Below are 21,441 nucleotides of genomic sequence, written 5' to 3'. Positions count from 1 at the left end.
TGCATCTTACTTTGCAATTCTTTGCAAAATATCCGTAAAAAATATTTAAGCCGTGTTATAGATTATGCATCTTTTAACACGGCTTCAACTTTCGCACACAACTACGACTAATCAAAAATAAGTAATCAATCAAATAATCAATCAAATAATCAATCTGCTTTATTGTTTGCTATTTCGTCATTTATGCGCTTAACAAGCCTAGTTTTAAGGAATCTAGTAAGAGTAAATGCGACTGCCGAAGCTAAAACTGTTGGAACAACGTAGCCAGCATGTAAACCTAAATCCGAGAACTTGGATATTGAAAAAGTAACAAGTTCTATAACAAAAGTTATCGCAATAGATATTATTGGCACTTCAATAAGAAGTTTCTCATCAAACGATGCAACAATGTTTATTGGCAACAAAATTATTGGCAAAATAACGAAAACAGTAAGCGCTGTAGCAAAACCAAACTGATCGTTACACCGCACAAAAATAGCTAACGCTAATGTAAAAGCTAATGCAATCCAACAACCTATTCTGCGCTTCATTGCGTATCCTTTCTCTAAAAGGGGTATTTGTGTAATTATACAAAATCTCTAAAAAAAAACAATACAATACGCAAAGATTGCCTAAGTTACAGTTACATTTTTGACGCAATTTAAATGCAGTCTAGTACACTACAAAACCGTGGTCTTTGAACTGGTTTACAACTCGCTCTTTAAGCGCCCTAGAAGGCCCTTTTTGATTCTCAAGAGGATACGGAATCCTAAGCTCATGCCACTTTGGGCGGCCTAGTTGATGGAAGCCAAGCACGTCAATATGCTCAACAGCATCACCAAACGAATCGCAAATCTCAGCAACTTTTTCAACGTTTTCTTCACTGTCTGTAAGACCTGGAACTAGCACAAAACGCACCCAAATCTTCTTACCGGCCTTCGCCAAACGCTGACCAAAGTCAATAGTTGGCTGAAGCAAGCCGCCAGTTACTTTTTTATACGTTTCTTCAATACCAGATTTAACGTCTAGCAAGCAAAGATCAATATCGTCAATCATTTCGTCTGTATAATTGCGATTCAAAAAGCCCGAAGTATCTAAGCAAGTATGCACGCCCATTTCTTTTGCAGCACGAAACACTCTAGATACAAAAGCTGGTTGCATCATGGATTCGCCGCCAGAAAATGTGATTCCGCCGCCTGTTGCCTTAAAAAGACTTTGATAACGGTCAACTTTTTTAATCATTGCATCTAAGTAGACTGGCTTGCCGTCGCGCATTTTCCAAGTATCAGGATTTTGGCAATATTGGCAGCGAAGTGGGCAGCCACTCATAAAAACAGTCATACGAGTGCCAGGGCCATCAACAGAAGTGTTAATATCCCACGAATGTACGAACCCAATATCGCCAGTTTTAAGAGCAACTAAGCGGTCTTTTCTGTCTAATCCAATTGGAGATTCAAAACCAGAAAGACCACCCATTAAAGTTTGTCGGGCATACTCTTTTGACTCCTTTAACATGTGCTGAGTCGTGGTACGAAATGCTGTGTTTTCAACCATCTATATGCCCTCCTATAACCGTCTTTGGTTTAATTTATTCGATTTTAAAAACTACGTTTATTTTAAAAGCCGCCAGGAGCAAAACCTGCTCACTCCCGGCGGCACCTCATAAATCAATCAGACTCAGTCAGTAACCGAACCCTGGTGGAATGTACGAGAAATAACGTCGAGCTGCTGCTCCTTAGTGAGCTTTACGAAGTTCACTGCGTAGCCAGAAACTCGAACCGTAAGGTGTGGATACTTTTCTGGGTGCTCAACAGCGTCTTCAAGCTGTTCCTTGCGCAAAACGTTGATGTTTGCGTGGTACAAGCCGTGACCGTTGCCAGCGTCCAAAATACCAACCAAATTCGTTATACGCTCGTCTTCATCTCTTCCCAAACCATCTGGAGTAATGGTGTTGGTCAAAGAAATACCATCGAGAGCATCGTCATAGTCAATCTTGCCAACGGAGAACATGGATGGAAGCATACCGTGAGAATCCATACCATTTTCTGGGTTTGCACCTGGTGCGTAAGGAGTACCCTTCTTGTGTCCAGATGGGAAGGAACCAGTGTTCTTGCCGTACTCAACGTTAGAAGTAATAGTCAAGATGGACTGAGTTGGAACAGCATTACGGTACACAGGCAAACGCTTTACCTGACCCATAACAGTGCTTACAACCCACTTTGCCAAGTCATCAGCACGATCATCATCGTTACCGTAGATTGGGAACTCGCCAACCGTCTTGTAGCCAACGATTAAGTCGTCGTCTGCGCCTTCGATGTACTCGTACTCATGACCTTCAGTGGTCTTAGCATCCTTGTTGTAGATTGGGTAAACCTTTGCATACTTCAAAGCAGCCAAGGAATCTGCAGCAATAGACAAGCCAGACATACCGCAGCCGAGTGTACGATAGACTTCCCTATCGTGCAAAGCCATCTCAATGGACTCGTACGCGTACTTATCATGCATGTAGTGGATGATGTTCAAAGCCTCAATGTAGGTTTCGGAAAGCCATTCCAAAGCCTTCTCGTAGTTGGCCTTAACCTTCTCGTAATCAAGAGTTCCGTCGGCTTCTGGCTTGATTGGGTCAATAACACCCTTATCAATAACCTGCATGCCAGTCATTTCATCGCGGCCACCATTGATAGCGTAGAGCAAAGCCTTTGCGGAGTTAACGCGAGCAGCGAAGAACTGCATTTGCTTACCAACGCGCATTGGGGAAACGCAGCAAGCAATAGCAGCGTCATCGCCCCAGTGCTCACGAATATCTTTATCGGACTCGTACTGAATTGCAGACGTGTCGATAGAGATTTGTGCGCAGAAACGCTTGTAGGCTTCTGGAAGCTTTGGATCCCAGAAAATAGTGATGTTTGGCTCAGGACCTGGCCCAAGATGCTCAAGAGTCAAAGTGTTGAGCAAACGGAACGAAGTCTTAGTAACAAAGGTGCGACCATCATCGCTGAAGCCAGCATCGGACCAAGTTGCCCAGTATGGATCTCCAGAGAAGATTGCGTCGTAATCCTTAGTACGCAAGAAGCGCACAATACGAAGCTTCATAACCAAAGCATCAATGATTTCCTGAGCATCGGTTTCGTTGATTAAGCCAGCCTTCAAATCACGCTCAAAGTAGCAATCGAAGAATGCGGAAACACGGCCGAAGCTCATTGCAGCGCCATCCTGGCTCTTAACAGAAGCAAGATAGCCCATGTAAGTCCACTGAACAGCTTCCTTAGCGGTTTGAGCTGGGCGGCTCAAATCCAAGCCATACTCGTTACCCAAGTTAATAAGCTGCTTCAAAGCCTTGATTTGCTCATCGTGCTCTTCGCGGAAGCGAATCCAATGCTCAATCTCGGTCTCAGTAAAGTCGTTGCGGTATGGAATCGAATCCTTATCGCGCTTCTTGAACTCAATAAGCATGTTTACGCCGTAAAGAGCCACACGACGATAATCACCGATAATACGACCACGGCCATAAGCATCTGGCAAACCAGTCAAAATCTTGTTGTGACGAGCAATCTTAATATTCTTGGTGTAAACACCAAACACGCCATCGTTATGAGTCTTGCGATAAACGGTGAAAATCTTCTTAATTTCTGGATCTACTTCCTTGCCAGCTTCCTTAATAGCCTGCTCAACCATTCGCCAACCACCATTTGGCATCATAGCGCGCTTGCAAGGTTCGTCGGTTTGCAAACCAACGATTACGTTATCTACTTCTGGGCTTTCAATGTAGCCTGCTGGCATTGCATCAATACCAGCTGGAATATGGGTTTCAACGTCGTATACACGGCGCTCGCGCTCAACTGCCAAGTAGTTGTCGTCGAGGTACTTCCACATATGCTTCGTTTTTTCGGTAGCGTCTGCCAAGAACGTCTCATCACCCTCGTATGGGGTGTAATTCTTTAGGATAAAGTCACGAACGTCAATATCTTTTTCCCAATTGCCGCTTGTAAAACCATCCCACGCTTTTGCACGAAGATCCTCTTCGCTGAGAACGGATGCATCCACTGATGCCATATTTGACTCCTTTCGTATCCACGACGCTTCTTCACGTCGCCTTCTCTACTATGTTAGAGCAACGTTCAAACAGTACACGTCGATTTTTGGCATTTTTAACGTGAGTTACCTCACATTTTACTGTTTTTTAGCTTATTTTTAGTAAAAAACGCTAGTTTGAATACTCAAACTAGCGTATATGCAATATGTAGTTAATCAACGGATGCTTGCGACTTTTCCCAAGACGTATCCAAGATTTCGTCTACTCTCTAAACGCGGTTGTTACTGGAATTCGCCTATCTCTTCCAAACGCAATCGCACTAACTTTTGGACCTAACGGATACTGCCTACGCTTCCATTCTGCGCGGTCTACAAGCCTAATAACTGTATCAACTGTGCGCTCATCAAAACCGTCTGCAAGCAAATCTGCGCGACCGTGAGCAAGTTCAATATGAGCTTCCAACACTTTATCTAGCAAATCGTATTCTGGCAAAGAATCAGAATCCTTTTGCCCTGGTCTTAGCTCTGCGCTTGGAGGCTTAATAATCGAGTTTACAGGTATAAGAATGCCATCTTTTGGAGCATTTTCTTTAGGAAAATCTTCACTTCCTGCAATAGGCAACATTCCAAGACCTACGCCATTTTTAGCAGCGCGATTTCGCCATTTAGAAAGCGCCCAAACACGAGTCTTAAACAAATCTTTAATAGGAGCATACCCTCCTACCGCATCTCCATAAATCGTAGAATAACCACATGCAAGCTCCGACTTATTGCCAGTAGCTAAAGCCAGCAAACCTTTTGAATTAGAGTACGCCATAACAATCACACCTCTAACTCGTGCTTGCAAATTTTCTGCAGCAATGCCTTGCAAATCAAGCTGATTTTGGAACGATTTAAAAAGTGGCTCAATAGGCTGAACATCGTAATGCGCTCCAAGTCGCTGCGCTAAATCGCAAGCATCGTCTTTAGAACCAAGCGAAGAATACATGCTTGGCATTGAAATTCCCCAAACGTTTTGCCCACCGCAAGCATCTGCCGCCATAGTTGCAACTAGCGCAGAGTCGATTCCGCCAGAAAGTCCTAAGCAAACACCCTTAAAGCCGTTTTTACGCATATAATCTCTAAGTCCCAATACACATGCACAATAAACTTCTTCGTCTGGGTCTAATTTTTGAGCAATTGTTGAGCACTTTTGTGCATCTAAATCTGTATCAAAATCAACAAAACTTAAGTCTTGATCAAACATTTTAGAACGCTCAATCAAAGACCCATCTGCGTTTACTACAAAGCTTCCGCCATCAAAAACAAGATCGTCTTGAGCACCAACTTGATTTACGTAAACAAGCGGAGCATTAACCTCTTTTGCACGCTTTTGAGCAAGCTTTAAGCGAATATCCGTTTTGCCTTCTTCGTACGGAGAACCGTTGATTGTTACTAAAACATCAATCCCCTCTTTAGAAAGACGCGCAACCGGACCGCCATCTTGCCAAATATCTTCGCAAATAGCAAATCCTAATTTTGTGCCTTTAACGTTTAGAATTCCGCAATCATTTCCAGACGAGAAAATTCTAAATTCGTCAAAAACGCCATAATTTGGCAAGAAATGCTTGTCATAAACAAGCTCCACTTTTCCTTCATGAATAACAAGCAAGCGATTTCTTGGCTTACCTAACTCATCGTCTACACCGACTGTTCCAACTACAACGTATAAGTCACCTAATCTGCTATCTTTCAAGCTTTTAGCAAGACTATAGGCAGCTTCGTTAGCTGCTTTTCTAAATGTCGCACGCAAAGCAAGGTCTTCGATTGGATACCCTGTTAGTGTCATTTCTGGAAACACAACAATATCGGCGTTACCACTACTTGCATCTTTGCAAAATCGCAATATTTCATCCGTATTTTTGCTTATGTTTCCAACGCAAGTGTCAATTTGAGCTAAAGCTAAACGCAAAGAAGTCATGTTTTTATTATAAGCCATGTTACATAAGACGCATTGCATAAGTCATATTGCAATAAAAGCGTCCACTAAACAGAGAAATCGCAAAACGCCAATCATAAAAAATCACGAAAAACAAAAAATCAATAGCAAATATAAAAAATTAATTGTTACCTATCTGCCTGATTTCATTAGTATTACTAACTCGTCATAAATTATACAAATAGAAAATAGGTAGCGAAGAGGCTACAAAATCGCATATATTGATATTCCGTTGCTAAGAAACGAAAAATTATTAACACATTAAAGGACAAGGGGAAAAATATGAAAATCACAAAGAAGAACACAAAGATTATTGCAGCTTTTACAGCACTAACTGCGATTTTGGGGCTTTCACTAAGCGCATGCGGATCTTCTGCAAATGGAGCAACTAAAGACGATAAGGTGATTAAGGTTGCAGCTTCCCCAACTCCTCACAGCGATATTTTGAACAAAGTAGTTAAGCCGATTTTGCAAAAACAAGGCTATAAGTTGGTTGTTAAGGAATTTACTGACTACGTGCAACCAAATACTGCTGTAGAAGAAGGCGAAGCAGACGCAAACTACCATCAGCATTTGCCATACTTAGATAACTTTAATAAAGAAAGAGGAACGCATATTATTTCTATTGCTGGAATCCACTTTGAACCATTTGGACTTTACCCAGGAAAGACTAAAACAATTAAGGACTTAAAAGATGGCGCAACAGTTGCGGTTCCTAGCGACCCAACCAACGAAGCTCGCGCACTTCTTCTTTTGCAAGACGCAGGTCTTCTTAAGCTAAAGAATCCAAAGGATGTTAATGCAACAAAGAAAGATATTGTTTCCAACCCAAAGAATCTAAAGTTTAAGGAAATAGACGCCGCTTTGGTTCCAACAGTTGTTAAAGACGTTGATTTAGCTGCTCTAAACGGAAACTACGCTATTCAAGCTGGATTTAATCCAACTAAAGATCCTCTTACAAGCGAAAAAGTTGGAGGCGTTGCTGCTAAAACCTACGAAAACATTATTGCTGTTAAGAAGGGATCCGAAAAGCTTGCTAAAATCAAGGCTCTTGTAAAAGCGTTAAAAACAGATACGGTTCGTGATTTTATAAAGAAAAACTACAATGGCGCTGTTTTGCCAGTTTTCTAAGATGATTACAGTGTTCTAACCATAAACAAGTATGAGACATGTGCCTCACAAAAGCATAGAGGCGCATGCCTCATGCTTGTTTTTCAAAATCAGTGAGAGATAATATGATTCAAATTGAGCATCTTTATAAAACTTACTCAAGTGGTAAGCAATCGCATGAAGCACTTAACGATATTAATTTAACTATTGAATCAGGAGAAGTGTTTGGTATTTTGGGATCTTCTGGAGCTGGAAAATCATCATTAGTCAGATGCATGAACTTGTTAGAACGTCCAACATCTGGAAGAGTGATAATAGACGGAAAAGATATTACGGACGCAAAAAATAGAGATTTGTCTAAAATAAGATCGAATATTGGAATGATTTTCCAAAACTTTAGTCTTTTCCAACAAAGAACTGTATTACAAAATGTGACTTTTCCTTTGGAAATAAACAACACTCCTAAAGAAAAAAGAGAAGAACGAGCAAAGTATTTACTTGATTTAGTTGGATTAAAAGATTTAGCAAACCGCTACCCCGTTCAGCTTTCTGGCGGACAACAGCAAAGAGTTGCAATAGCGAGAGCACTTGCTAATAATCCATCTATAATGCTTTGTGACGAAGCAACAAGCGCCTTGGATTCAACAACAACAGCACAAATACTTGACTTGCTTAGAAGAATCAACCGAGATCTTAACGTAACACTGGTTATTATTACTCACTCGTTAGCAGTAGCAAGAAATATTTGCGATAGGGTGGCTATGATTGACGGCGGAAAAATCGTAGAAATCGGTGACACTTCAACACTTTTCAAAAATCCTCAAAGCAATATTTTAAAAACGCTTATTGCAGACGAACATGTTGAAAACCATAGGGGAACTAAATCCAATAATAGTAATTCCGAAAATGGAATAACCACTAATAGCGCAACAAATAATGGGGTGAAATAAAAATGCCAGAAAATATTTCACAATTTATAGACGAATATGGAGAACTACTTATTGAAGGCACAAGAGATACAATATCTATGACTTCAATATCTACGCTATTCGCATACGTAATAGGATTACCAATAGGAGTTCTTCTTATAACAAGTGCAAAACAAGGAATACGCCCTAATTCATGTTTGAATGCGGTTTTAGGTTGGATTGTAAATATTGTTCGCTCAATACCGTTTATAATCCTACTTGTTGCAATAATTCCACTCACTAGGCTTATTGTTGGAACGTCTTTGGGAGTTTCTGGTGCTATTGTTCCTCTTGTTCTAACAGCTGCACCATTCGTAGCGCGAATTGTTGAGCAATCTCTTGCAGAAGTTGATGGAAGTCTTATAGAAGCTGCACAAAGTTTTGGCGCAAGCAATACGCAAATAGTATTCAAAGTATTGCTTTTTGAAAGCTTACCTTCATTAATTCGTGGAGCAGCATTGACTTTCATTACACTTTTTGGATTCTCTGCAATGGCTGGAACCGTTGGCGCAGGCGGTCTAGGAGATATTGCAATTCGCTACGGATATCAGCGCTACCAATATGATGTTATGAGTGTTGCTGTTATTTTCTGCATTCTGCTTGTGCAAGTAGTACAGACTGTTGGAGATTTAATATCCAATAAAATCAACCATCATGAACGTCGATAATATTCGATAATAAAAGTCACAAATAAAATCCTAGTAGCGAATAACATGCATTAAAAACTATTAATCGCTTCTAGGATTTTATATTTATCAAATGGTCAACCACTCAACATGCCTACGATTTACTAAAAAACTACCGAATAATGTAAAATGTCTGAGTCACAACATTTTGCAGGGGTGCTTTCTTTTTAAAGAAGGCTGAGATAGGCGAAAAACCTGACCCTTCGAACCTGTTAGTTAATACAACGTAGGGAGCAACGATTAAGTATGACCTCAAACTATCCATACGCATCAATGCGTGACCAGTTCAACCTAAACACATGCTTTATTGCAGATCCTAAACTATGCAAGAATCGCGCACTCACGGATGTAGTTGACGACTCTTTACGTGCAGGATCAACATTTATAAGGCTTAATTGTGCGGATGAAAGCGCAAAAGAAATCACATCAATCGCACGAGATATTGCACAAATCATAGAAGATAACGATAAATGTGATTCAGTAACTTTCGTAATAGACGGAAGAGTTGACGTTGTCTGGCAGGCAAGAAATCAAGGAATTAAAGTCGATGGAGTTCATCTTGCACAAAGCGACATGGAACCAAAAGAAGCACGAGCACTTTTAGGAGAAGACGCAATAATCGGCTTATCTGTTGAAACAGAAAGTCTTGTTAAGGTTATTAATGAACTTCCTGATGGCTGCATTGATTATATTTGTGTAACAGCAATGCATAATCCAGAAGATGGTTGCGAAAACACTACTCCAACTTACGAATTAGAACCAAATCACACTATTTTAGATGAAGCAAAGATTAATACTATTTGCTCAGCAAGCGATTTTCCAGTACTTGTTGGAGGAAGAACATCTCTAGAAGACGTTGAAATGATTGCTCGCAGTAAGGCTGCAGGATTGTTTGTATCTGAAGCATTGTACGCAAGCGAAACACCAGAATCCACAATGAGTGAATTCGTGGAACGCTTTACACACATTCGCGGCAATCAAAAGCACGGTTATGCAAAACGCGTTATAGTGCAGGAAAAAGCTGACGAGAAAGCTAGCGATACTCCAAAATTCATTAATGCTAAAGAAGCAAAAGACGCTGCAAAATTAGCAAAGCAGCAGCGCGTTGATATCGCTTCTCGCGGATGTACTCAAAGAGACAAAGCTCATATTCGTAAAACTACTCCAGTTCACTTTGAATATGAATATGGTTCTTACGATTTGGAAGTGCCATATACAGAAATTAAGCTTTCTGACACTCCAGGCGTTGGTCCTAACCCACCATTTAAGGATTACAACACAGAAGGTCCTAAGTGCGATCCTAAAGAGGGCTTGGCTCCTCTTCGTCTTGATTGGATTAGAGATCGCAATGATGTTGTTGAATATGAAGGTCGTAGTCGAAATCTTCAAGATGACGGTAAGCGAGCTATTAAGCGAGGAAAAGCTTCTAAAGAATGGCGTGGTCGCACTCATAAGCCGATGAAGGCTGCAGATCATCCTATTACACAGATGTGGTATGCAAGGCATAATATTGTAACTCCAGAAATGCAATATGTTGCAACTCGTGAAAACTGCGATGTGGAACTTGTTCGTTCTGAAGTTGCAGCTGGTCGCGCTGTTATTCCTTGCAATATCAACCATCCTGAAGCAGAACCTATGATTATTGGTTCTCGCTTCTTAACTAAGCTCAACGCAAACATGGGTAATTCTGCTGTCACATCTTCTATTGACGAAGAAGTAGAAAAGCTTACATGGGCTACTAAATGGGGCGCGGATACCGTTATGGATCTTTCCACAGGTAACGATATTCACACAACTCGAGAATGGATTTTGCGTAACTCCCCTGTTCCGATTGGCACTGTGCCAATGTATCAGGCTTTGGAAAAGGTTGAGGATGACGCTTCTAAGCTCAGCTGGGAATTGTTCCGCGACACTGTTATTGAACAGTGCGAGCAAGGCGTTGACTACATGACTATTCACGCAGGCGTACTTCTTCGCTACGTGCCTCTTACTGCAAACCGCGTAACCGGTATTGTTTCTAGAGGCGGTTCCATTATGGCTGAATGGTGCTTGCAACACCATCAAGAAAGCTTCCTTTACACTCACTTCGAAGAATTATGCGAGATTTTCGCCAAGTACGATGTTGCGTTCTCTTTGGGTGACGGCTTGCGTCCAGGAAGCTTAGCTGATGCTAACGATGCTGCTCAGCTTTCCGAGCTTATGACTCTTGGAGAGCTTACTAAGATTGCTTGGCAACACGATGTTCAGGTTATGATTGAAGGCCCAGGACACGTACCATTCGACACTGTCCGTATGAATATTGAAATGGAGAAAGCGATTTGCCAGAATGCTCCATTCTATACTCTTGGTCCTTTAACAACCGATACTGCACCAGGATATGATCACATTACTTCCGCTATCGGCGGCGTTGAAATCGCTCGTTATGGCACAGCAATGCTTTGCTACGTCACTCCTAAAGAGCATTTAGGACTTCCTAATAAGGACGACGTTAAACAAGGTGTTATTGCTTATAAAATTGCTTGTCACGCTGCGGATCTTGCTAAGCATCATCCGCATGCCATGGATCGAGATAACGCTATAAGCAAGGCTCGTTTCGAGTTTCGCTGGCTGGATCAGTTTAATTTAAGCTACGATCCAGATACCGCTATTGCTTTCCATGACGAAACGCTTCCAGCAGAGCCAGCAAAAATGGCTCACTTCTGTTCCATGTGTGGACCAAAATTCTGCTCAATGGCTATTTCTCAGAATATTCGCAAGCGTTTCGGTGGCGCAGCTCAACAAGAACAACTTGTTGAAGAAGCCCGCAGTCAGGCTATTGCCGAGGGTATGAAAGAGATGAGTAAAAAGTTCCAGGAAGCTGGTTCAACGTTATATCAAAGCGCCAAAGCGTAGAGTATCTATGTTTCTAAAGTTTTGATATTACGAAAATAAGGCGAGTTAGTGCAAGATTAATCCTGCTCAAGCTCGCCTTATTTTTATTTGCAACAGTTTTATTTGCAACAATTTTGAACAGTCTTTAACATATGGGAAAATCGCATTATGACACTTATCAATATGCATACGTCCGAAGGCGATATAAAGATTAATCTTTTTGACGATAAAGCGCCTATTACAGTAAAAAATTTCGTTGACTTGGCGACTGGTTCAAAAGAGTGGATGAATCCTTTTACGGGAGAAAAATCCAACGAACCATTCTATGACGGTTTGACATTCCATCGTATTATCAAAGACTTTATGATTCAAGGCGGATGCCCTCTTGGAAACGGAATGGGTGGTCCTGGCTACGAATTTGACGATGAGATTGACCCATCTTTAAAGTTTGATAAACCGTATCTTCTTGCAATGGCAAATGCTGGAAAACAGCGCGGACGAGACGGACGTTTACATGGCACGAATGGATCTCAGTTCTTTATAACTACTGTGCCAACTCCTTGGCTTGATGGTCATCACACTATTTTTGGAGAAGTCGTGGATGATGAATCTAAGGCTGTTGTAGATAAGCTCGAATCTGTTCCAACAGATAGGTCTGATGCCCCACTAGAGCCAGTTGGAATTATATCTATTGAGGTTATTAAGTAATAACATTAACTAAAATAAAGCATAAATAATATAAAAATTACAATAATAAAACTTCCAGCCAAAACATTATTTGACTGGAAGTTTTATTGTTTAGGTTTTATTGTTTAGTCGCGTTCCATTTTTCTGAGTCGCGGTTCCGCACTATCTTTTGCGCCCGTAATTCTATAAACGTCAAAAACGCCATCAATCTTACGAATCGCAGCAAGAAGAGTATTCAAATGCTGAGGATCTGCCATTTCAAACGTAAATTGACTTGTAGCAACGCGATCATCTCCAGTAGCAATAGTTCCCGAAAGAATGTTTACACCATGATCCGAAAGAACTCGCGTAACATCCGAAAGCAAATGCTGACGATCCAAAGCTTCTACTTGAACTTTAACAAGGAACAAGCCTTTATCGCTAGTCCATTGAACAGGAATAACACGCTCTGACTGTGACTTTTGCAGATCAATCATATTCTGGCAATCCGTTCTATGAACAGAAACACCCTGATTTCTAGTTATAAAACCAACAATGTCATCTCCAGGAACAGGCATGCAACAGCGAGCAAGTTTAACCCACACATCTCCAACGCCCTTTACGGAAACACCAAGAACACCATTAGATTTGCGATTACGCTCAACTCTCCTAAGCGGAAGTGCTTCTTCCTGAGCTTCTTCAGCTACTTCTTCACTACCAGCATCTTTAACAAGACGAGAAATAACGTTTTGAGTGGAAACTTGACCTTCTCCAATTGCAGCGTAAACAGCTTCTACGTTAGCAGTTATATTAAGCTCTTCTGCAACACCTATTAACGCTTGTGGAGTAAGTAAAGTAGATAAAGGCAAGTTACGTTTACGCATAGCTCGCGTAAGCTCGTCTTTACCCTCTTCAATCGCCTCCGAACGGCGTTCCTTGCTAAACCATTGACGAATCTTATTTCTAGCTCTAGGGCTTTTTACAAAGCTGAGCCAATCTCTGGAAGGTCCAGCAGTATCAGACTTCGATGTAAGAACTTCTACAGTGTCTCCGTTGTTGAGCTTTGTATCAAGCGGCACAAGCTTTCCATTTACGCGAGCACCCATCATTCTGTGACCAACTTCTGTATGCACAGAATAAGCAAAATCAACTGGAGTTGCATCTTGCGGAAGAGCAACGATACTTCCTTTTGGAGTAAACACGTAGACTTCCGAGGCTCCAAGATCTTGCTTTAAGGAACCCAAGAATTCGTCGGAATCTGGCGTTTCGCTAGTCCAATCTGCAAGCTGCTGAATCCACTTTAAGTTATCTAATTCGCTAAGCTCTTTGTTTTCTTCTTGCTCACGCTTAACATCACCCTTATCTGGCTTACTTAAAGCGCGACCAGCTTGTCCGTTTGCCTTATACTTCCAGTGAGCAGCGATACCAAATTCAGCACGCCTATGCATGTCCCATGTGCGAATCTGAATCTCCACAGGCTTTCCACCAGGACCTACAACAGTAGTGTGCAAGCTTTGGTACATATTTAGCTTAGGAGTAGCAATGTAGTCCTTAAAACGTCCTGGAACAGGGCTCCAGCGCGCATGCACAGCACCAAGAGCCGCATAACAGTCTCGAATAGAATCAACGATTATTCGCACACCTACAAGATCGTAAATATTTTCAAAATCATGTCCTCGAACAATCATCTTTTGATAGATTGAGAAATAATCTTTTGGACGCCCCTTAACAGAAGCTTTTACATGTTGCTGGTTTAAATCTTCATTGATTTCTTCTAGAATTTGACGCAAGTAGACTTCTCGCTGGCCAGCTCTTCGAGCAACTAAAACTACTATTTCGTTATAAATTTTTGGATATAAAACTTTAAAGCTTAGCTCTTCAAGCTCTGTTTTAATTGCGTTCATACCGAGTCGATTTGCAAGAGGAGCGTAAACATCTAGAGTTTCACGAGCCTTTTTATGCGAGCTAGATGGCTTAACGTATCTCCACGTACGAGCGTTATGCAAACGATCTGCAAGTTTTACTACCAACACTCGCACATCTCGGCTCATTGCAACAACCATTTTTCTGATTGTTTCTGCCTGAGCGCTTTCTCCATATTCCATTTTTGATATTTTTGTAACACCGTCAACTAATCCTGCAACAGTATCACCAAAATCAGCCCTACACTCTTCTAGCGTGTAATCAGTATCTTCAACAGTATCGTGCAATAATCCTGCAGCAACAACTATAGGACCCATTCCTAGGTCAGCTAAAATCTGAGCAACAGCAAGAGGATGAATAATATATGGTTCGCCTGATTTACGCCTTTGACCAGTATGCTGTTTTACGGCTCTAGCATAAGCTTTGTGCAATATCTCCATATTCTCATCGGGATGATGCCACCTACACATTCGCAATATTGGGCACAATGGGTCTCGCATATCTTCGCTAATTTCACATCCGAGCATGTTAGCTCCCTTAATGTCGTCTTGATTTTCACCCATCGAATATCACCTCCCGATTTATAGTTACTATCCTACATTGTAAAACAAGCTAAATCATACAATAATCTACATGTCTAATATTAAATACAATAAATCCGACTCAGTCTAATAAACTTAGCTCTGGCCGGATTTATGTAATTTATTGCACTCCAGTAGATCCAAATCCTTTTGTAGATCTATCTGATCCTGGAAGCTGATTTGCCTCAATAAAATTAGCTTCAACATAACGCTGAATAACTAGTTGAGCTATACGATCTCCACGATGGAACTGCACAGTATTGTTCGGATCCATATTTATCAACGGAACCTTAATTTCACCGCGATACCCAGCATCAACGGTTCCTGGCGCATTAAGAACTGTAACACCTTGTTTTACAGCGAGACCAGAACGCGGATGAACTAGAGCAACGTATCCAGCTGGCAAAGCTATAGCAACACCAGTTGGAACCAGAGCACGTTCAAACGGGCGCAAAGTCACATCTTGCGTAGTTCGCAAATCCGCCCCAGCATCTCCAGCATGAGCGTAAGAAATATGTTCCATAGCAGGCTGATTACTATCAGTATTGTCTAAATTATCTAAATACTTGATAAGAACTTCTACCTGTTCTGGACCAGTGTAGGTCTCGTCATAAGACATTAGGCTGCGCACTCCTTGCAAACTGGCTGACCGTCTTGAGACATTTGCGCAAGCTGACTACGATGCTTTACGAGGAAACACTCTGAGCAAATAAATTCATCACCCTGCATTGGTATTACTGTAACAGACGCATCTTCATTACTTAAATCTGCACCTGGCAACTCGTAATCTTCTGCAATAGCATTCTCATCATCGTCTATATCGTTGGCAGAGCTTTGTGAACCCTTACTCAACGCTTCCAATGACTCCTCGTCTTCGTCTTTACTACGAGGAGAATCATAATCCTGTGCCATTATGGTCCTTTCGTTTTTAAAACTACTTACTAAATCTACTTTTATACTTTTAGCTATCTAATAAAAGCTACCTACGCGCATAGCATACATGAAAGCTACCCCGCATAGAATACTCGCTTTTTTATTCATAGAAAATGGCAAAGAAGGCAGACTATGGACTAAAGTATGTTATAAGTAGCGTTAAAAGCGAGGAAAGTGGTGCACAATGCTTGAAAATCCGCCAAAAGAGGCGAGTTTCGATCATGTGGATAATAATGGCGATTTAATTTTTATTTTTGAAAACACGCCGTTAAAAATTCATGTTGACGACACGCTGGAGCACGCGATCGCCGAATCAAAAAAACTAACAAATGTTGATGGCGATAGTCAAAACACAGTTAATTCTATTGGTAAATCTGATGATTCGCCAGCTGCTACCACGGCAACACTACCTATATCTCAGATCCAAGCGCTGATACGTGCTGGTGTCGATCCAGAGCATGTTGCAAAGCGATATAACGTAAGCGAATCTCAAGTTAAAAGATTCTCTAGTGGCGTTGAAACAGAAAAACAGTATGCTATTGAGCAATTCTTAACAGTTCCAGCTCCAAAACAAAGCAATATGAGAACTATTTCAGATTTGATCGAACGAACTCTCGCAAAAGCACACATTGGAATGGAAACTGTAAAATGGCGTGCCACAAGACGCGGACTTGAACCATGGCTTATAACAGCAGAGTTCAACACCGCAACTCGAACAATAAAAGCAGAGTGGACTTGGAATATGCACGACAACTCTGTTACGTGCGCAAACCCTTCATCTAGATTGTTGCTTGGCGAAGAAGTCATGAACAATGATTCTTCTTCTAAAAAATCACAATTTGGAGGAGCTTATAGAGACACAGTAAGCATAAACTTCCCATTCGCAAATGATGAGCTTCCAGGAAATTCGATTCGTTCTGCAAGAATAGAACGTGCCGTGTCACAATGGGAATCAAGGAATAGCGTTAATCTTGCAAATGTTGCTATTCAAACAGAGGCTGCACAAAAAGAGCAAAACAGCAACAACAATACGAATAATTCTTTAGATGGTTATACAGAAAATCCAATTCTAAGCGATTTGGTATCAAACTCTACTCCATCTAACAATCCAAATAACACAGAACAGTCTTCTGCAAACGTAAAAAACATAGAAGCCGCAGAAACCGCTGCAAATATTGCAAACTCTTCTTCTAATTCTGGAATCTATAAGTCTAAAGAAAATTCAGAAAATGAAGATAGTGGCGAAAATGCGAGCGCAAACATTTCACAAGATAATTCTAGTGAAAATGCAGTCGCCGATTCTTCCAAATCTGCCTCTACAAAGAGCAAATATGCAAATTCTAAATCCAACACTTCTAGATCAGATTTTGAAGATGCACATGTTCAAGCAGATAAAACAGTTGCTATAGAAACTCCAAAAACAGAACCAAAACAGCATATAAACGAGCATACCAGGGCTAAGAAGAGCACGAGAGCTGCTGTTCCTAGTTGGGATGAGATTCTTTTTGGAGAGGCTTAATTTATCGTAAATCAAGCTATATCAACTAAGCATGGAATATCCATTTCCATGTGACTCATAGAGCCATGAACGCTTGGTAAGCTCATGGCTTTTTCTGTTTCTATCCTGGAATCCACTATGGTTACGGAAGACTTTGCTTGAACAAGAACATCTCCTATAACGCTTAATGCCAACGGGCTGACTTTCCCAAATACACCTTCTTTAACAGCTTGCGACTTAGTTCTAACACGCGCTTTATCTTGCAAAACGTTAGACCATCTTAACGCAATGTCATCTGGATTTTCGCCATCTTCCGCGTAAAGCATAACAGACCTAGGCTCACCGCCAACAAGTCTAACTCCTTTAGTAAGACGATTATCTTTTGCAATATCTATTGCCAAATCTGGATTTGACTCAATCATTCCATGGTCTGCAGTAATAACAATCAAAGTGCCTTTTTGACAATTCTTTTTTAAAAGACTCAGTTGCGCGTCTATCTGCTCAAAAACTGAAACCCAATTCTCAGATTTCCATCCATAATTATGACCAACTTTATCAATATCTCTAAGGTACAAATATGTTAAACCAGGCGTTTTAGTACTATTTGCAGCATTCATAATTCTTGCTCTAGGAGTTGATCCGCTTATGAATTTAGCCCCTCTAAAAGCTGCTTGAGTTAAAGGAGAATCTTCAAATTTTGAAAGACTTACGTGATTCGCTCTAACACCTAAATTAGAAAGAGACTCGAATATTGTAGGCTGGCGTTGTAAATCTAATGGATCTGGAGCATCTCTAAATTGAATTAATTGACATAATGCCCCCGTTTTAGGATTTTTTTGAGTGTATCCCGTCATTGCAGTAAGACCAGGGCATGTTCCAGTGCCAAAAGTTGCCATTGCTGCAACCGTAGTACTCGGAATACAAGTCTTTATTGGACGCTGATTTGCGCAATCGTTAAGAAGATAGCGCAAATATGGAGCATGACCTTTTCTGATGGCAAGATTCCAATAGCCAAGTCCGTCTACAAGCACAACAACAGCACTCTGTGACTTCGGAAATCCAAAACTAATGCGCGCAGTATCAGGATCATTGTAAACAGCTGTACTAATCGAAGCATCAATCGAAGAGCTGACTGCTGGAAGAATCGCAGACAAACGAAGATCGGAGTTACAAGAATCATCAACAAAATTCAGCAAATCATCCACAGGCGGAATCTCAATACTCATAAACAACATTGTAGTCAAAACACAAACTATACGAAATCATGAATAATGCATAACAGGCTATAAGTAAAATAGTCATAAAATAAGCATTTACCAAACTTTTGTGCACATAAATTGGTATTATAAAGGCTTGTAAATCACTTCAAGGAGTTCAAAGTCATGCCTTCACGCAGCAAATCAGCAAAACAAACCTTCAACCCTAGAAAGGTTAAGGAAAACATTGTTGAAACGCCGCTTAACGAAGAGATGAGCAAATCTTTCCTGGAATACGCATACTCGGTGATTTATGCACGCGCATTGCCAGATGCAAGAGACGGAATGAAGCCTGTACAGCGCCGAATCGTGTATCAAATGGGAAACATGAACCTTACCCCAGAGCACGCGTACATGAAGTCTGCTCGCGTTGTAGGCGAAGTTATGGGAAAGCTGCATCCGCATGGAGATTCCGCGATTTACGAAGCAATGGTGCGTTTGGCTCAGCCGTTCTCACTTAGACTCCCCTTGGTTGACGGTCATGGAAACTTTGGTTCCTTAGATGACGGTCCTGCAGCATCCAGATACACGGAAGCGCGACTAGCTCCAGCAGCGCTTGGAATGAATGCAGACATAAATGAAGATACTGTTGACTTTGCTCCAAACTACGATAATAAGCTAAAAGAGCCAACTGTTCTGCCTTCTGCTATACCAAACTTGCTCGTAAACGGAGCTTCTGGAATCGCAGTTGGAATGGCTACAAACATGGCCACTCACAATCTTGGAGAAGTTGTAGCTGCAGCAAAATACGTTATGAAGCATCCAAATGCTACCCTAGATGATTTAATGCAAATAGTTCCAGGACCAGACTGGCCTGGCGGAGGCATAATTATCGGTCGCAATGGGATTCGCGAAGCGTACGAAACTGGAAGAGGCGCTTTTACAACTAGATCTAAAACGCATATTGAAAACGTTACAGCACGCAAAAAGGCGATTATTGTTACCGAATTACCATTTATGGTTGGACCAGAGCGTGTGCTCGAGCGCATATCTCAAGGTATAAAAGCACGCAAACTAGATGGAATATCTGGAGCAATCGACTTAACAGATAGACATAACGGAACGCGAATCGTAATAGAAATAAAAACAGGATTCGACCCAAACGCTGTTCTTGCACAGCTTTTTAAGCACACTCCGCTGCAAGAAAGCTTTACGATTAACAACGTTGCACTAGTTGATGGAAGACCTCACACAATGGGTCTTCGAGAGCTTCTAGACGTGTGGATTTTGCACAGAAGAACCGTTATTAGAAGGCGCAGCGAATTTAGACTAAACAAAGCCAAAGAGAGACTGCACCTTGTAGAAGGATTGCTTCTTGCAATGCTGGACATTGACGAAGTAATTCAAGTAATTAGGTCTTCCGAAGATGCAGAAACCGCAAAATCAAAGCTTATTAGCGTATTTGATTTAGACGAAATTCAAGCGCAATACATTCTTGACTTAAGGCTTAGAAGACTTACAAAAATGAGTCGAATCGAGCTAGAAGGCGAAAAAAACGATTTATTGCAAAAAATAGATGAACTTAACGAGATTTTAAGCTCAGCGAATCAGCTAGACAAAGTTGTGATTGCAGAAATGGATTACGCTGTAAAGCAGTGGGATACTCCTCGCAGAACTATTCTTTTAGACGAGCAAGAAGATGGCAGCTTTACGCCTGTTTGCACTAAAAACAGTAAAGAAGTTAATTCTGATTCAGCCATGGACGCAGTTATTGCAGCAAATCAATTGACAAATGCCCAGGCGGATGTTGCAGCAGCCGCAAGCGCCGCTCGTAAGTCTGGAGATACTGACGCAACCTCAGCAGCTTTGCAATTAAGCGACGAACCGTGTGCCGTAGCTTTAAGCACATCTGGGCTTATAGCAAGAACTAGTGTTGAAACATTTAATAGATGGCAGGCACATTCTTCAAATATTTTTGACACTCCATGCTTAAGCATGTTTACTACTACTACGCGAGCAACATACGCTTTAATAACATCCGCAGGGCGATTAGTAATAGCGCATGTTGCAGATTTGCCACACTTAAATCAAGGAAACGAAGACGTTCTAGAATCGCTTTCTAATGGCGTTAAAGCAAGCGAACTATTAACTTCTACTCAAAGCACAGACCCAATTAGAGGAGAAAAAGTCGTAGCTGCTATTGCGTTGAGCGAATCTGATTCTAAAACTCCTCTTGCAATCGGAACAAAGAATGGCGTTGTAAAACGATGGAATTTTGAATCACCAACAACAATGGATTCTTGGAGCATTATTGACTTAAAAGACAACGATTCAGTAATTAATGCAGCACTTGCTAATGATGAAGATAGGCTTGTGTTTATAAGCAGCGATTCTTCACTTCTTACATTCGACGCAAAGCAAGTGCGTGCGCAGGGGCGAAGCTCTGCAGGAATGGCAGGAATTAGGCTTAACGAAGGATGCACTGTTTCTGCTTTTGCTGTAGTTGCTAAAAATGATGTTGAATGGAATTACGAAGAGGGCGAAAATGGTCTATTTTCTGCTTCTGGAAGCGTAGTATTCACTCTTGCTGGAGATAGCGACGCGCTTGCTGGAACAGAAAACGGAGCTGCAAAGATTACGCCGCTAGAAATGTATCCTACAAAGGGTCGCGGCACAGGAGGCGTGCGATCACAGCGATTCCTTAAGGGGCAAAACACGATTTTGGCAGCATACGTTGGGAATTATCCGCTTTACGCGACTACACAACGTGGAGCGAACGTAGAGCTACCTAAGCCAGATATGCGAAGAGACGCTTCAGGAACCGAGTTAGTTTCCCCAATTGCGCATATTGGGTAATCATCTTTACTGCTATAGTTGCGATTTTGTTGCTACAGCGGTAAAGAACTTGAACGATTTACACATCATGAGGAGCCTTGGATACTTACTCGCGGAAATCTAAAAACTAATGATTCATCAAATAAAATAATCAACAAAAACACAATAAAATCAAATTCCCCCTG

General features: G+C 41.3%; 15 protein-coding genes and 1 riboswitch. Of the genes, 7 read left to right on the top strand and 8 right to left on the bottom strand.

Annotated elements, in window-relative coordinates; genetic code table 11:
• Positions 1-149 precede the first annotated feature (149 nt).
• The 4 genes from ABVC65_RS04400 to ABVC65_RS04385 form a co-directional block, all read right to left on the bottom strand.
• Positions 150-530 carry a hypothetical protein gene (locus tag ABVC65_RS04400; RefSeq protein ID WP_004121704.1) on the bottom strand — a complete coding sequence of 127 codons (381 nt, stop codon included), beginning with the start codon at positions 528-530 and terminating at the stop codon, positions 150-152.
• 121 nt (positions 531-651) lie between these two features.
• The gene (gene pflA / locus ABVC65_RS04395; RefSeq protein ID WP_004112608.1) at positions 652-1,533 is read right to left on the bottom strand and encodes a pyruvate formate-lyase-activating protein; all 882 of its coding nucleotides are present in this window, start codon (positions 1,531-1,533) and stop codon (positions 652-654) included.
• Positions 1,534-1,656: 123 nt separating this feature from the next.
• The gene (pflB, locus tag ABVC65_RS04390) at positions 1,657-4,032 is read right to left on the bottom strand and encodes a formate C-acetyltransferase (protein WP_004121710.1); all 2,376 of its coding nucleotides are present in this window, start codon (positions 4,030-4,032) and stop codon (positions 1,657-1,659) included.
• A gap of 241 nt (positions 4,033-4,273) precedes the next feature.
• Positions 4,274-5,971: an NAD+ synthase gene (locus ABVC65_RS04385; RefSeq protein WP_032812300.1), complete on the bottom strand. Its 1,698-nt coding sequence runs from the start codon at positions 5,969-5,971 to the stop codon at positions 4,274-4,276.
• Positions 5,972-6,271: 300 nt separating this feature from the next.
• Here ABVC65_RS04385 and ABVC65_RS04380 point away from each other — a divergent pair, with 300 nt between their 5' ends.
• The 5 genes from ABVC65_RS04380 to ABVC65_RS04360 all read left to right on the top strand — a co-directional run bounded on the left by ABVC65_RS04380 (position 6,272) and on the right by ABVC65_RS04360 (position 12,332).
• Positions 6,272-7,120 carry a MetQ/NlpA family ABC transporter substrate-binding protein gene (locus tag ABVC65_RS04380; RefSeq protein ID WP_004125099.1) on the top strand — a complete coding sequence of 283 codons (849 nt, stop codon included), beginning with the start codon at positions 6,272-6,274 and terminating at the stop codon, positions 7,118-7,120.
• Between the two features lie 104 nt (positions 7,121-7,224).
• Positions 7,225-8,049 (top strand): methionine ABC transporter ATP-binding protein, encoded by an 825-nt coding sequence (locus ABVC65_RS04375; protein ID WP_004125098.1) that lies wholly within the window; start codon positions 7,225-7,227, stop codon positions 8,047-8,049.
• A 2-nt stretch (positions 8,050-8,051) separates the two neighbouring features.
• On the top strand, positions 8,052-8,735 hold the full coding sequence (locus ABVC65_RS04370; protein WP_004121720.1) for a methionine ABC transporter permease: 684 nt from the start codon (positions 8,052-8,054) through the stop codon (positions 8,733-8,735).
• Between the two features lie 160 nt (positions 8,736-8,895).
• Positions 8,896-9,003, top strand: a riboswitch (TPP riboswitch).
• A complete protein-coding gene (thiC, locus tag ABVC65_RS04365) occupies positions 9,000-11,645 on the top strand; it encodes a phosphomethylpyrimidine synthase ThiC (RefSeq protein WP_004125096.1) in 2,646 nt (881 codons plus the stop codon). It overlaps the preceding riboswitch by 4 nt.
• A 147-nt stretch (positions 11,646-11,792) precedes the next feature.
• Positions 11,793-12,332, top strand: coding sequence for a peptidylprolyl isomerase (locus tag ABVC65_RS04360; RefSeq protein WP_004112594.1), 540 nt, complete (start codon positions 11,793-11,795; stop codon positions 12,330-12,332).
• A gap of 104 nt (positions 12,333-12,436) precedes the next feature.
• On the opposite strand, the gene ABVC65_RS04355 is transcribed toward ABVC65_RS04360, so the two are convergent.
• From ABVC65_RS04355 to ABVC65_RS04345, 3 genes are all read right to left on the bottom strand, one after another.
• Complete coding sequence (locus tag ABVC65_RS04355; protein WP_116438015.1) at positions 12,437-14,776, bottom strand: RelA/SpoT family protein; 2,340 nt, start codon at positions 14,774-14,776, stop codon at positions 12,437-12,439.
• 139 nt (positions 14,777-14,915) lie between these two features.
• Positions 14,916-15,413 (bottom strand): dUTP diphosphatase, encoded by a 498-nt coding sequence (gene dut, locus ABVC65_RS04350; protein WP_020761335.1) that lies wholly within the window; start codon positions 15,411-15,413, stop codon positions 14,916-14,918.
• Positions 15,413-15,706 (bottom strand): DUF4193 domain-containing protein, encoded by a 294-nt coding sequence (locus ABVC65_RS04345; protein WP_004112589.1) that lies wholly within the window; start codon positions 15,704-15,706, stop codon positions 15,413-15,415. Before ABVC65_RS04345 ends, dut begins: the two co-directional genes overlap by 1 nt.
• 205 nt (positions 15,707-15,911) lie before the next feature.
• On the opposite strand from ABVC65_RS04345, the gene sepH reads away from it, so the two are divergent.
• Positions 15,912-17,246, top strand: coding sequence for a septation protein SepH (gene sepH, locus ABVC65_RS04340; RefSeq protein WP_353582680.1), 1,335 nt, complete (start codon positions 15,912-15,914; stop codon positions 17,244-17,246).
• An 11-nt stretch (positions 17,247-17,257) separates the two neighbouring features.
• Here sepH and ABVC65_RS04335 read toward each other — a convergent pair whose 3' ends face one another.
• Complete coding sequence (locus ABVC65_RS04335; RefSeq protein WP_353582679.1) at positions 17,258-18,451, bottom strand: alkaline phosphatase family protein; 1,194 nt, start codon at positions 18,449-18,451, stop codon at positions 17,258-17,260.
• A gap of 156 nt (positions 18,452-18,607) precedes the next feature.
• On the opposite strand from ABVC65_RS04335, the gene ABVC65_RS04330 reads away from it, so the two are divergent.
• On the top strand, positions 18,608-21,277 hold the full coding sequence (locus ABVC65_RS04330) for a DNA gyrase/topoisomerase IV subunit A (protein WP_353582678.1): 2,670 nt from the start codon (positions 18,608-18,610) through the stop codon (positions 21,275-21,277).
• Positions 21,278-21,441: the final 164 nt, after the last annotated feature.

The sequence above is a fragment of the Gardnerella vaginalis genome (genome assembly GCF_040427915.1).
Classification (GTDB): Bacteria; Actinomycetota; Actinomycetes; order Actinomycetales; family Bifidobacteriaceae; genus Bifidobacterium; species Bifidobacterium vaginale_C.
This window is presented reverse-complemented; position numbering and strand designations above follow the sequence as displayed.

Excerpts from the sequence above, each read along its gene's own strand:
- ABVC65_RS04400 (WP_004121704.1), bottom strand. The coding sequence starts at position 530 with ATGAAGCGCAGAATAGGTTGTTGGATTGCATTAGCTTTTACATTAGCG.
- pflA (WP_004112608.1), bottom strand. The coding sequence starts at position 1,533 with ATGGTTGAAAACACAGCATTTCGTACCACGACTCAGCACATGTTAAAG.
- pflB (WP_004121710.1), bottom strand. The coding sequence starts at position 4,032 with ATGGCATCAGTGGATGCATCCGTTCTCAGCGAAGAGGATCTTCGTGCA.
- ABVC65_RS04385 (WP_032812300.1), bottom strand. The coding sequence starts at position 5,971 with ATGACTTCTTTGCGTTTAGCTTTAGCTCAAATTGACACTTGCGTTGGA.
- ABVC65_RS04380 (WP_004125099.1), top strand. The coding sequence starts at position 6,272 with ATGAAAATCACAAAGAAGAACACAAAGATTATTGCAGCTTTTACAGCA.
- ABVC65_RS04375 (WP_004125098.1), top strand. The coding sequence starts at position 7,225 with ATGATTCAAATTGAGCATCTTTATAAAACTTACTCAAGTGGTAAGCAA.
- ABVC65_RS04370 (WP_004121720.1), top strand. The coding sequence starts at position 8,052 with ATGCCAGAAAATATTTCACAATTTATAGACGAATATGGAGAACTACTT.
- thiC (WP_004125096.1), top strand. The coding sequence starts at position 9,000 with ATGACCTCAAACTATCCATACGCATCAATGCGTGACCAGTTCAACCTA.
- ABVC65_RS04360 (WP_004112594.1), top strand. The coding sequence starts at position 11,793 with ATGACACTTATCAATATGCATACGTCCGAAGGCGATATAAAGATTAAT.
- ABVC65_RS04355 (WP_116438015.1), bottom strand. The coding sequence starts at position 14,776 with ATGGGTGAAAATCAAGACGACATTAAGGGAGCTAACATGCTCGGATGT.
- dut (WP_020761335.1), bottom strand. The coding sequence starts at position 15,413 with ATGTCTTATGACGAGACCTACACTGGTCCAGAACAGGTAGAAGTTCTT.
- ABVC65_RS04345 (WP_004112589.1), bottom strand. The coding sequence starts at position 15,706 with ATGGCACAGGATTATGATTCTCCTCGTAGTAAAGACGAAGACGAGGAG.
- sepH (WP_353582680.1), top strand. The coding sequence starts at position 15,912 with ATGCTTGAAAATCCGCCAAAAGAGGCGAGTTTCGATCATGTGGATAAT.
- ABVC65_RS04335 (WP_353582679.1), bottom strand. The coding sequence starts at position 18,451 with ATGAGTATTGAGATTCCGCCTGTGGATGATTTGCTGAATTTTGTTGAT.
- ABVC65_RS04330 (WP_353582678.1), top strand. The coding sequence starts at position 18,608 with ATGCCTTCACGCAGCAAATCAGCAAAACAAACCTTCAACCCTAGAAAG.